Origin of the sequence: Rothia nasimurium (assembly GCF_928381705.1) — a bacterium.
Lineage (GTDB): Bacteria > Actinomycetota > Actinomycetes > Actinomycetales > Micrococcaceae > Rothia > Rothia nasimurium_G.
Window position 1 is genome coordinate 1 of record NZ_CAKMSR010000003.1, and the last position, 11832, is coordinate 11832.

Genomic DNA, 11832 nt, shown 5'->3' on the forward strand with positions numbered 1-11832 from the left:
GCGTCTTGGGTTGCTTGGTGGAATGCTGGTCGGTTGCATCAGAGTCTTGGTTATCGGACTCCGCAGGAGGTGGTTGATGGTGCTTTAGTGGTCTTATAATTGTCGGAACTAAAGCCAGTACATATCAGTGATAAATAGTATTTATGCTTCTAATGTAGTCGTTCGTTGAATTGATTAGGATAACCGATAAAGCTAAGCCCCATGCAAGCTCTCTAAATCGAACTCGCTGAGCTGTCTGAGTTGACTCAGAGCATCGGATGAGCCTTGGAAAGCCCGTCGCGAGCAAGTTGATGGGAATCGTTATTCATGATGTGCAACAAATGAGCTCAGCTAATCGGTAAGTTTAATGACAGTCATATCTACCACTATCTAAGGAGCCACAATGGCACTTTCCCCCAGCACCGGCGCAATCCTTGCCTGGACTCTTATCAGCGAATGCCCGCACCCTGCCAACATCGGTGAAATCCTAGCCCCAGGGGAACAACCTGTGGCCTCATTTAAGACCTTTCGCGACTCCGCGACCTTCACCAACAAGCGCATGATTGTGCGTGATGCTCAGGGGCTTACTGGCAAGAAGATTGAGATGTACTCTCTGCCTTATAAGTCCATCGATATGTGGTCTTCAGAGAACGCAGGCACTTTCGACCGCGACGAAGAGCTTGAGCTCTGGACCCGCGTAGGGCACATCAAGGTCAAGATTCGCAAGGGGCTCGACATTCGCCGTATCGACCAGCTTATCAGCGCAGGTATCTTAGGGGGTCTTTAACCCGCTCAGAGAGTTTACTGGTGGATAATTTGGAACAAATTCTGTCCTTCTTCAACAGTGGCGTGAGCGCCAACGTCTTTTCTCTACTGTCGCTCATTGTGGCCTTGGGGGCGCTATTTTTTGCTTTCAAACAGACTCGCGCTGCTAACAAAGCCAATGAGATTGCCGAGCTTGCGGCTAAGTCTGCTAAAGAAGCTAACCGGATTGCCCAAGATGCAAATGGGTATGGTGCCAAATCTCTTGAAATCTCTAAGGAGGCAAACGCTTTATCGCGTGAAACCAACGATTACACGCGCAAATCATATGAAAGGGAATTGGGGAGAGGGTTCATCTCTCTAGAATGGATTTTAGTACCTTTGCACCCTGAAACTAGGCAACGCTGCACAAACGTCCCTAACATGTATATCACAGTGCCAAATTGGCAGATTCAGCTTACAAACACAGGAATCGGCAGTGCCTACAGAGTATGCGTAAGCGTGAGGGCATTTGGGCACTTTAGTTCATACGAAGCTCTTGAACTCAGCGGCGGAGAAACAGCTACATGGAACCTGCATACCGAGCTCCAAGAAAGGCTTTATCGTTACTTTCAAGAAGTCACGAACCAATTTGACGACCTATTACCTTGGAATTTAGAAGGCTTTGGGACTTCAGTCAGATGGAAAGATTTTGATGGGATCAAGCAGTCTACCTCTGAAGAGCAAGTAATCAAGATAGCCTTCACAAACCGCCCTAATGCTGAGTAATAGACATCGAGTACCCTGAAGAACGTCACAAATGCCCCGGTTCTCATGAGTGAGCCGGGGCTTTCCTACGTTATAGAATCTAGAGCCAAGCTGGCCGGTGGAACAGGCGGTAAAAGAACTTACCCAATGTCCCCATTTGCTCGTATCGCTGAATCTCTTGGGAACGAGCGTTCAAATCATCAATTATCTGCTGGCTTTTACGCATCCGCTCTTCATGTTCTGCTTGCAGACGTGGCTTAGCTTCCTCCCAGTAGGTCAGATTTTTTGCGTTCTCTTCCCTGAGGGCGTTCATTGCTGCCTCAAGCGAGTGAGCATTGTAATCAGTTTGAGTCATTCTTCCACCTCCCAGCAATGAGATCTTCAAGTAGCTGAATCCAGCTATCTAAAGAAGCCTGGTACACTTTCAAGCTTGCAACGGATTCTGTTTCTCTAGATTCTACAGAACTAAGCAAGTAATCGAGGTTCTTTTGAGCAAGTTCACGTTGGAATTGTGCAAGTTGAGCAGGGCTAACGGTCTCAGCTAAGTCTGAGATACGATTATCATTTAATAGCTTTTTCAGTTTGACGTGGGAAGAATTTATAGAGTTCAGGAGAACTTCGACTCTTCGCCACACATCTTGTTCTATGAACTTCTTATGATCTGCCAACTCTATTGCTAGCTCGGTATCGTTTGCAGATAAACCTTTATCCTGCGCGAACTGGTCAATCATCTTCCCAGCAGCCATCGATTCCAATGAGGGGCTACCGTCGAAGCGTGAAACTGCCCATTGGATGCGATCTTTGAAGTCAGCTCGTTTTGCCTCTTCTTTTCGAGCTTTATTTGTTCCCCATGCAATCCAGGCAGCAACACTTGCTGCAAGGACAGCTAGAGCGTTTGTGTTCCTTGAAATCTCACCGATAAGTCGCCACTGCTCTGATTCCAGGTCAACAACAGACGTGAAGAACCAAACAATGATGTTGATACTAATCGCGAACGCAACAATGAACCAGAGTGTCACTCCAAGTGGGTATAGCCAGCGCCATCTAGAATTTGCCATCTTATCTACTTAGCGACTTCAATCCCACCGGGGGTCCACTGGACTGTGAGAGAGGTGGGCAGGTCACCCAGGGGGGCGGCAGAGGGTTGGGTATTGTCGTCCTGATAGAACCATTCAAGGGGGATGTCGGTAGCTTCCGCGGCTCTTTCGATTAGTTCGTCGGGCACACTGCGAGCGCCTGATTCATAGCGGGAGTATGTGACTGTTGATACGCCTACCTTTTCTGCGAACGCCGCTTGTGTAAGGTCGACGTGCTCTCGTGCTTTGCGTAGGCGGTCGAGGATGGTAAAGGTTGGTAGGGTCATGGTTCTATTTTGCCTTAGTGGATATATTTTTGCCAGAACTGAGCAATAAGAGATGGTTTTATTTCCGTCATGGTGTACTGTTTATGATTAATGGATATTGTTATATCCATTCAGGAAGACGTTTTTACTTTACGGTTCTTGATTCCTGGTCTTGAGGCTTGCGACCTCGGGCGAACATAAGCAACCGCCCGGTTCGCTAGCGCTCACAGGGGAGATTCATGCCCCGCCTTGCGGCGGATTCCGTTCGCTCTTGTGTGCTGACGCACCCGATCACTCCATCGAGCCAGATTTCGCCGAAATAAGCAATCGCCGAATAGTGTTAGTTCTCAGGGCCTAGAAGAAAATCGAAGAAACCTTGGCTTCGAAATATCCCACCTATCCCGGAACCGGGCCCTGCAACATCATAGGAACCATAAACATCATGCACACCAAAATCTATGGAACTATTTTCTATACCTTTGCACTGGTCGTAGCCATCTGGCTTTATCCTCGACACCCGGTTCTCTGCGGGATTGCAATCGGGCTCTTTGTCCTGGCGCTAGTGCTGCGGGGAATAGCCCTCATCTTGCGCCACAATAGCAAGGATAGGAAGGGCAGAAAGGAAACACTATGAAGCAGAATAGAAAAACACTGATAGCTCTCAATGTAGCCATTCTGGTGCTATCAGTAATACTGGTCATCATGCAGATAGGTCAGGGTAACTCCGGTATGGCAATTCTCTGGGGTGTGCTGGCAGCAGCTAACTCGGCAACTTTGGCACTGCATCTCAAAGCAGGCGGTCGAAATGGCTAAGACCGTCATCGTGAGCACCATCGAGCTAGCCACCTTCCTAGGTCTTACTAAGCAAGGGCTATACAAGCGAGGTGAGTTACCACCGGCTGACTTTATCTCTGTTGGAGGGCGTGAATGCTGGCTTCCAGAAACTGCTGAAACCTGGGATAAAGCCTATCGGGAAAAACACGGAGCAGGTCGTCCTGCAAGTAAAACGGAACTAAGTGAGAAATAGCGGTTATCTACCTGGTTACGACGGGGCAATATTCGGATTCTCAGCGAGGTTATGGTGCTCGTGTCAACAAAAAACCCTCTCCTGTCAACGGGAGAGGGTTTGTATCGCTCTGACGAGGCGTTTTGTAGTGCCCAAGGTGGGACTCGAACCCACACTCCGAAGAACCGCATTTTGAGTGCGGCGCGTCTGCCAATTCCGCCACTTGGGCAAGTGCGAAAGCTCTTCTACAATACACGTTTTTGCCCGCTAAAAGCCAATCGGCCCTCACCCTGGAAGAAAGGGCCCGCCCCCGACTAAGATAGGAACCGAAGAGGGTACGCACCGTCACCCGTTGCATGCACGCCCACAAGGTTGTGCGCGTGCGAAAATAGATAGCGAACCTCAACTAAACGCTGAAACGACCTAAGGAGCAGGGTATGTCAGAGCAGACCACCCAGGAGCCCGAGAACCACGATCAGCAGCCCGCACGCACCGTCGTCGTCGCTGAAGACGAGGCGCTGATTCGCCTCGACATCGTCGAAATCCTCAAAGACCAGGGCTTTAACGTCATTGCCGAAACCGACAACGGCAAGAAGGCTGTAGAGCTGGTCGAAGAGCACCGTCCTGACCTGGTCCTCATGGACGTCAACATGCCCATCATGGACGGCATCGAAGCAGCGGGTCAGATTAGCGAGCAGCAGCTGGCCCCGGTCGTCCTGCTCACCGCCTTTAGCCAGAAAGAGCTGGTGGACCGCGCCACTGAGGCAGGTGCCATGGCCTACGTGGTCAAGCCCTTCACCCCCAACGACCTGATTCCCGCTATCGAGGTGGCCATCAGCCGCTACGAGCAGATTCGGGCTCTCCAAGACGAAGTCACCAGCATCAAGGAGCAGTTTGAGACCCGCAAGCTGGTCGACCGCGCTAAGTCCCTGCTGATGACCAAGATGGGGCTCAGTGAGCCTGAGGCCTTCCGCTGGATTCAGAAGACCTCCATGGACCGCCGTCTGTCCATGCGAGAGGTGGCAGAAACCATCGTCAAGCAGGTGCAGTAGGGGGTTACCCCGCAGCCTATAGCAAAGCCCGCCCCAGCGTGAAGCTGGAGCGGGCTTTGCTGTATCAAAAGAAGGGGGCGGACGCCTGCCGGTGGGGTAGGCGTCCGCCCCTGCTTCGTGGTGCTAGAGGGCGTCCTTGTGGTCACTCTTAGTTCCGATTCCCCAGAGGGTAATGGCGGCGCTGATGGTCACAGCGGCCCACCAGAGGCCGCCCTGGCTCAGAGCCGTCACCGTGAAGATGAGGGTCAGTACCAGGAAGATATTGCCGATGAGTTTGCGGCGTGCGGTCATGGTGGGCCTTTCGTGAACTGGAGGTTAGTGGGCTGCTGCCAGGCTGCCGTCGCGTTCGTCGGTCTCGGGCAGGTCGTCCTCGTCCGCGCCGAAGGCCTTAGCCACGCGCTCGGTGAGTGAGGCGATAGCGGCGTCGCCGGTGACGTTGGTGGCGGTGCCAAAGGAGTCCTGGGCCAGGTAAAGGGCGATCATCAGGGCAATCATGGATTCATCGAAGCCCAGCATGGACTGGAGCAGGCCGATAGCGGTCATCACGGCGCCGCCGGGCACGCCGGGGGCTGCAACCATCATGAGGCCCAGAACCAGAACCACGGGGATCATGGCGGTGAAGCTGAGGGAGCCGCTGGTCATGTACACCACGGCAACCGCGCAGGAAGTAATGGTGATCATGGAGCCTGAGAGGTGGATGGTGGCGCAGAGGGGGATCGCGAAGTCCACGATCTTGCCCTTAATACCCACGTTTTTAGCGGACGCCACGGTCACGGGGATGGTGGCGGCTGATGACTGGGTGCCGATTGCGGTGAAGTAGGCGGGCAGCATACCGCGCAGCATGGTGATGGGGTTGCGCTTGGAGACGGCGCCGGCGACGGTGTACTGGATAGCCAGCATGACCCAGTGCAGGATGATGACCATGATGAAGACCTTGCCGAAGACCGCAAGAATCTGGCCGACCTGGCCTGCCATGGTCATGTTGGCGAAGACGCCGACGATGTGGACGGGCAGCAGGGGGATGATGACGTAGCCCAGGAGCTTTTCGATGATGGTCTGGAAGTCCTGGAAGAGGTTCAGCATGTTCTTGCTGTTCAGGGCGGTGATGCCCAGGCCCATGATGAAGGCCAGAATCAGGGCGCTCATGACCGACATGATGGGGTCAAGGGTGAATTCCAGGTAGCCGGCTGAGAGGGCTTCTTCGGGGTTTTCGAAGGCGGTGAGCTGCTGGCCCCTAAGGATGATGGGGTAGAGGAAGTGGGCCACGGTCACGGCAAGGAAGCCCGCTGCGATAGATGAAGCGTAGGAGAGACCTACGGTGGTGCCGAGCAGTTTGCCTGCGCCCTTGGCCAGTGAGCCGATACCGGGCACGATGAAGCCGATGATAATCAGCGGAATCGCGAAGCTCAGGAAGGCGCTAAAGACGGTGGAGAAGGAGACAAAGAGCTGGACGACGAAGTCGGTGGGAATGGCTGTTCCCAGGGCGTCGTTGATTCCGGAGATGAGGCCGGGGGTGAAAGCACCGATGAGGATACCGCCGAGGATTGCGACGATAATCCACACGAGCAGAGGAATCTTCTTCATGGGGTTCCTTGGTGTTGTGTGGTCTTGTGTGCGTTTGCACGGACTGCCAGTTTACCAGGGTGCCGCCAGGGGTGCCCGGAGTTAAGGGGCGGACGCCGGGGCTAGGGGGAGATTGCTAGGACAGGTCGATGATGTTGTTGGTAATGCGGGCGGTAGCAATGAGCTTGCCAGCTTCGTCGCTGATATCAATGGCGTGGACGCAGACGGTGCGGCCCAGCTTGACCGCCCGGCAGGTCGCGGTGACGGTGCCGGAGCGAACCGAGCGCAGGTGGGTGATGTTCAAATCAACGCCCACAGCAGCCTTCTTCTGCTCGGCCACCGAAAGAAAGGCAGAGATAGACCCCAGGGTTTCTGCCAGGGCGGCAGAGGCGCCCCCGTGAAGCAGGCCCACCGGCTGGGTGTTGCCCTCCACCGGCATAGTGGCGACGGTCAGTTCGGGGGAGGCTTCCAGAATCGTGATGCCCAGCTTCTGCGCCAGGGCCCCCGCGCCTAGCCGTTCAAGTATCTGCTGGTAGCGGGCGTCCTGCTCCTGGGTCTCGGTCATGGGTGCTCCTTAGAAAATAGGGGGAGATTGTCTGCCTTCAATCGTAGGGCAGGGGCAGGCGGTAGGATGGTAGGCGTGATGACTAGACCTGAAACTTCTGCACCTGCACCCGGTAAGCTCATGCTCATTGACGGGCATTCCCTGGCTTTCCGTTCTTTCTACGGCACCCCGGTGGATGTCTTTGTGAACGCTGAGGGCCAGCACACCAATGCGGTTCATGGCTTCCTCTCAACCCTGATTTCTCTGATTAAAAATGAGCAGCCCAGCCACATTATTGTGGCCTTTGACCTCTCTGGTGGAACCTTCCGCACCGAGGAATACGGTGAGTATAAGGGTGGGCGTAATGAAACCCCGCAGGAGTTCTTTGGTCAGATTGAGCTGATTCAGAAGGCCCTGGCGGCCCTGAATATTCCTTCGGTGACCCTGCCGCGCTATGAGGCTGACGATATCGTCGCAACCTACACCCGTCAGGGGCGGGAGGCTGGCTTCGAGGTGCAGATTGTGTCGGGTGACCGCGATGCCTTCCAGCTGGTGACCGATACCGTTACTGTGCTGTACCCGGTCACGACCGGCCCTACCAAGGGCATCCGCTACATGACCCCGGCTGCCGTCGAGGAAAAGTATAAGGTTGCACCTCACCTTTACCCCGATCTTGCTGCCCTCACCGGCGAGCAGGCAGACAATCTGCCGGGCGTGCCCGGCGTGGGCCCTGGCTTTGCCGCCAAGTGGATTAACGAATACGGCGACCTCAAGGGCGTGCTGGATAATGCCGAGAAGATTAAGGGTAAGAAGGGTGAGGCCCTGCGCGAGCATATCGATGATGTGCTGCGCAATCGCCGCCTCAATCGCCTGGTGGACGACCTTGACCTGCCGGTGACCCTCGATGATGCTGAGGGCTACGGCCCTAACGCTGAGGAGCTTGAAGAGCTCTTTGACTACCTAGAGTTCAATTCCATCCGCAAGCGCGTCGCTGAGCTTTTTGAGGGCATGCAGCAAACTACACCTGCGGTTGAGATTGATATTGAAGCGGTAGAAACCATCACCAGCGCGGACGCCCTCACCGCCTTCCTGGCAGCTGCCCCCGAAGCGCTCGCGGCGGTTGAGCGGTCGGTTGAAGTACCTGAACGTCTGGCGCAGGCCATCACCCTCTGGCCCGTGGTTGATGAGCAGGCCGGTGAAAAGGGGCTGGCCCACAGCCAGGCCCTGCACGGCCTCATGCTGGTTGCCGGTGCCCGCGCAGCCTACCTTGATTTTGAGAAGCAGGCGGACGGCGTCCGCGCGGCCCTGCGTACCTGGCTGGGGGATGCGTCCGCCCCCAAAATTACCTTCGATGTCAAGCAGAACTTTAAGTCGCTTGCGGCCCATAACCTGCCCCTGGCAGGCGTTATCGAAGACCCGGTGCTCTCCTCCTACGTCTGTGGCTTCATTCCCACCGCCCGTCGCCGCGGCCCCCGCGAAATGCTCGAAGACCTCACCCGCGACTACCTGGGGCAGACCTACCCGGCCGCCCCTGAACAGGAAGACCAGGGGGAGCTCTTCTCGCTCGAACCTGCCGTTGATACCGACTATCAGGCCCTTGCTGCCCGCCACGTACAAGAACTGGCCTACGCCCTACACCTTGACCTGGTTGCCAAAAACCAGCTCGGCCTCTATGAAGAAATTGAGTTGCCGGCTGCGTCCGCCCTGGCCCGCATGGAAATTGCCGGTGTAGCAATCGACGCCAGCGCCATCTCGGAACTCAAGGGCTACTACGGCGAACACGTCACCCGCGCCACCGAAGCGGCCTACGAGATTCTGGGTCACGAGGTCAACCTTTCGTCCCCCAAGCAGCTGCAGGGCGTCCTCTTCGACGAGCTAGGCCTACCGACCACCCGCAAGCTCAAAAGCGGCTACTCCACCGACGCCGACTCGCTTGCGGGAATCCTCGGCCAGGTAGACCCCGAAAGCCAGGGGGCCTCCTTCCTGGGCGAGTTGCAAACCTACCGCGACTACACCAAGCTCAAGCAGACCGTTGAGGGGCTGGGCAAGGCAACCGCCGCGGACGGCCGCATCCACACCACCTACCAGCAGAACGTCGCGGCTACCGGTCGCCTCTCATCAACCGACCCCAACCTGCAGAACATCCCGATTCGCACCGAAGAAGGACGCAAGATCCGCGATGCCTTTGTCGTGGCCCCCGAACCGGTTGACGGTACCGACTACACCACCCTGCTGACCGCCGACTACTCCCAGATTGAAATGCGCATCATGGTGCACCTGTCGGACGACGAAGACCTCATCGCCGCTTATCAGGCGGGGGAGGACCTGCACCGCTTCGTCGGCTCAGAGGTGTTCGGGGTAACGCCAGAAGACGTGACCCCCGAGATGCGCTCTAAGGTAAAGGCCATGAGCTACGGCCTTGCCTACGGCCTCTCACCCTTCGGCCTGTCAAAGCAGCTGGGGATCAGTGTGGACGAAGCGACCAGCCTGCGCACCAACTACTTCCAGCGCTTCGGTAAGGTCGGCAGGTTCCTGCGCTCCATCGTGCGCGAGGCCCACAAGACCGGCTACACCGAGACCATGTTTGGCCGCCGCCGCGCTCTGCCCGACCTGGCCTCGTCCAACCGTCAGCGCCGCGAAGCCGCCGAACGTGCAGCCCTCAACTCGCCCATTCAGGGAACTGCCGCCGACATCATCAAAATCGCCATGATCAACATCGACGAGCGCCTTCGCCGCGAAAACCTCGCCAGCCGTATGCTGCTGCAGGTGCATGACGAACTGATCCTCGAAGTTGCCGCGGGTGAAGAAAAGCTCGCCGAGGCAATCCTGGTTGAAGAAATGAGCGGGGCCGCCTCCCTGCGTGTCCCCCTGGACGTCCAGGTTGGCTGGGGCCGCTCCTGGCACGAGGCAGGGCACTAGCAGGGCGGGCAAAAGGTGCGCGGACGCCGGTGCAACACACCCGGGCGCGGGTTAAGACCAACATCACCCCACTTTCCCGTGAACACGCGGTGAAAACGCCCACCAAACCATTGACCGGCACCCGCACGCGCCCTAGACTTGAATCTGTGCGTGTACAGTGCCCGCTTTGGCGTGCGCCGCACCCGCACACCATATTGTCCGTATCAACGCTCAATACAGAGAACCATGCGGACCTTACCCCGCCCACAGCCACAAGCTACACCGCGGGACCCAGTAAGGCCCTGCCTGTATTGACCTAGAAAACTATCCATATTGGAGCCCTACTCTCTATGAGCACCAACGTTCCCCAGGTTGCAATCAACGACATCGGCAACGAAGAAGAATTCCTCGCAGCAGTCGACGCAACCATCAAGTACTTCAACGACGGCGATCTCGTTTCAGGCGAAGTTGTCAAGGTTGACCACGACGAGGTACTGCTCGACATCGGCTACAAGACCGAAGGCGTCATCCCCTCACGTGAACTTTCCATCAAGCACGACGTAGATCCCGACGAAGTTGTTTCTGTTGGTGACACCGTTGAAGCTCTTGTCCTCACCAAGGAAGACAAGGAAGGCCGCCTGATTCTCTCCAAGAAGCGCGCACAGTACGAGCGCGCCTGGGGCGACATCGAGAAGGTCAAGGAAGAAGACGGCGTCGTTACCGGTACCGTCATCGAGGTCGTCAAGGGTGGTCTTATCCTCGACATCGGCCTGCGTGGCTTCCTCCCCGCTTCACTCGTCGAAATGCGTCGCGTCCGCGACCTGGCACCCTACATCGGCCAGGAAATCGAAGCCAAGATCATCGAGCTCGACAAGAACCGCAACAACGTTGTTCTGTCACGCCGTGCATGGCTCGAGCAGACCCAGTCAGAGGTCCGCTCAACCTTCCTCAACCAGCTCGAAAAGGGCCAGGTTCGTACCGGCGTTGTCTCCTCCATCGTTAACTTCGGTGCCTTCGTTGACCTCGGCGGCGTTGACGGTCTCGTCCACGTATCCGAGCTCTCCTGGAAGCACATCGACCACCCCTCAGAGGTTGTCGAAGTTGGCGACGAAGTCACCGTTGAGGTCCTCGAAGTTGATCACGACCGTGAGCGCGTCTCACTGTCACTGAAGGCTACCCAGGAAGATCCCTGGCAGGCATTCGCTCGCACCCACGCACTGGGTCAGGTTGTACCCGGTAAGGTCACCAAGCTCGTACCCTTCGGCGCATTCGTTCGCGTTGAAGACGGCATCGAAGGCCTCGTCCACATCTCCGAACTCGCCGTTCGCCACGTGGACCTGGCAGAGCAGGTTGTCTCCGTCGGTGACGAACTGTTCGTCAAGGTTATCGACATCGACCTCGACCGTCGCCGCATCTCCCTGTCACTGAAGCAGGCCAACGAAGGTGTAGACCCCGAGTCCACCGAGTTCGACCCCGCTCTCTACGGCATGGCTGCAGAGTACGACGAAGAAGGCAACTACAAGTACCCCGAGGGCTTCGACCCCGAGACCAACGAATGGCTCGAAGGCTTCGAAACCCAGCGTGCAGCATGGGAGCAGCAGTACGCTGACGCCCAGGCTCGCTGGGAAGCTCACAAGGTACAGGTTGCTAAGGCTCTCGAAGCCGACGCAGAAGCAGCAGCTGCTGCCCCCGCGTCCGCTCCCGCCGAAGCTGCACCCACCTCATACTCATCCGAGAAGCCTGCCGAAACCGGCACCCTGGCTTCCGATGAGGCACTTGCGGAACTCCGTAAGAAGCTGACCGGCAACTAGTAGGTGAAGGAAGCGGAGTTCCGATTCCAGCGAAGATTTATTTCCTCGCGCGCTCGGAATCTTCGCTTCCATCCCCGCAAGAAGCTGACCGGCAACTAATTCTCTGAATTAGTCACAGCAATCAAGGG

Annotated in this window: 13 protein-coding genes and 1 tRNA gene; 7 read left to right on the forward strand and 7 right to left on the reverse strand. The window is 56.4% G+C overall.

Going from position 1 to position 11832, the window contains the following annotated elements:
* Positions 1-382 precede the first annotated feature (382 nt).
* On the forward strand, positions 383-766 hold the full coding sequence (locus tag L6762_RS03300) for a PH domain-containing protein (RefSeq protein WP_237185568.1): 384 nt from the start codon (positions 383-385) through the stop codon (positions 764-766).
* Between the two features lie 20 nt (positions 767-786).
* Positions 787-1509, forward strand: coding sequence for a hypothetical protein (locus tag L6762_RS03305; RefSeq protein WP_237185569.1), 723 nt, complete (start codon positions 787-789; stop codon positions 1507-1509).
* 79 nt (positions 1510-1588) lie between these two features.
* Here L6762_RS03305 and L6762_RS03310 read toward each other — a convergent pair whose 3' ends face one another.
* From L6762_RS03310 to L6762_RS03320, 3 genes are read right to left on the reverse strand one after another with little or no spacing between them, the layout of a single operon-like run.
* A complete protein-coding gene (locus L6762_RS03310; protein ID WP_237185570.1) occupies positions 1589-1843 on the reverse strand; it encodes a hypothetical protein in 255 nt (84 codons plus the stop codon).
* Entirely contained in the window at positions 1830-2546 is a 717-nt protein-coding gene (locus L6762_RS03315) for a hypothetical protein (protein ID WP_237185571.1), read from the reverse strand. Before L6762_RS03315 ends, L6762_RS03310 begins: the two co-directional genes overlap by 14 nt.
* Positions 2547-2551: 5 nt before the next feature.
* On the reverse strand, positions 2552-2851 hold the full coding sequence (locus L6762_RS03320) for a helix-turn-helix domain-containing protein (protein ID WP_237185572.1): 300 nt from the start codon (positions 2849-2851) through the stop codon (positions 2552-2554).
* Between the two features lie 609 nt (positions 2852-3460).
* On the opposite strand from L6762_RS03320, the gene L6762_RS03325 reads away from it, so the two are divergent.
* Both L6762_RS03325 and L6762_RS03330 read left to right on the forward strand, forming a co-directional pair.
* A complete protein-coding gene (locus L6762_RS03325) occupies positions 3461-3643 on the forward strand; it encodes a hypothetical protein (protein ID WP_237185573.1) in 183 nt (60 codons plus the stop codon).
* Positions 3636-3857: a hypothetical protein gene (locus tag L6762_RS03330; protein ID WP_237185574.1), complete on the forward strand. Its 222-nt coding sequence runs from the start codon at positions 3636-3638 to the stop codon at positions 3855-3857. Before L6762_RS03325 ends, L6762_RS03330 begins: the two co-directional genes overlap by 8 nt.
* Positions 3858-3985: 128 nt before the next feature.
* On the opposite strand, the gene L6762_RS03335 is transcribed toward L6762_RS03330, so the two are convergent.
* Positions 3986-4065: transfer RNA gene (locus tag L6762_RS03335), tRNA-Leu, on the reverse strand.
* Between the two features lie 208 nt (positions 4066-4273).
* Between L6762_RS03335 and L6762_RS03340 the strand changes: the two genes are divergently transcribed.
* Positions 4274-4888 (forward strand): ANTAR domain-containing response regulator, encoded by a 615-nt coding sequence (locus L6762_RS03340; protein WP_237185575.1) that lies wholly within the window; start codon positions 4274-4276, stop codon positions 4886-4888.
* 123 nt (positions 4889-5011) lie between these two features.
* On the opposite strand, the gene L6762_RS03345 is transcribed toward L6762_RS03340, so the two are convergent.
* The 3 genes from L6762_RS03345 to L6762_RS03355 form a co-directional block, all read right to left on the reverse strand.
* Entirely contained in the window at positions 5012-5179 is a 168-nt protein-coding gene (locus L6762_RS03345; RefSeq protein WP_185173005.1) for a hypothetical protein, read from the reverse strand.
* Between the two features lie 24 nt (positions 5180-5203).
* Positions 5204-6472, reverse strand: coding sequence for a dicarboxylate/amino acid:cation symporter (locus L6762_RS03350; protein ID WP_237185576.1), 1269 nt, complete (start codon positions 6470-6472; stop codon positions 5204-5206).
* Positions 6473-6587: 115 nt separating this feature from the next.
* The gene (locus tag L6762_RS03355) at positions 6588-7016 is read right to left on the reverse strand and encodes a PaaI family thioesterase (RefSeq protein WP_237185577.1); all 429 of its coding nucleotides are present in this window, start codon (positions 7014-7016) and stop codon (positions 6588-6590) included.
* A 78-nt stretch (positions 7017-7094) separates the two neighbouring features.
* On the opposite strand from L6762_RS03355, the gene polA reads away from it, so the two are divergent.
* Positions 7095-9914, forward strand: coding sequence for a DNA polymerase I (gene polA / locus L6762_RS03360; protein ID WP_237185578.1), 2820 nt, complete (start codon positions 7095-7097; stop codon positions 9912-9914).
* 329 nt (positions 9915-10243) lie between these two features.
* On the forward strand, positions 10244-11704 hold the full coding sequence (gene rpsA / locus L6762_RS03365) for a 30S ribosomal protein S1 (protein WP_237185579.1): 1461 nt from the start codon (positions 10244-10246) through the stop codon (positions 11702-11704).
* Positions 11705-11832 lie beyond the last annotated feature (128 nt).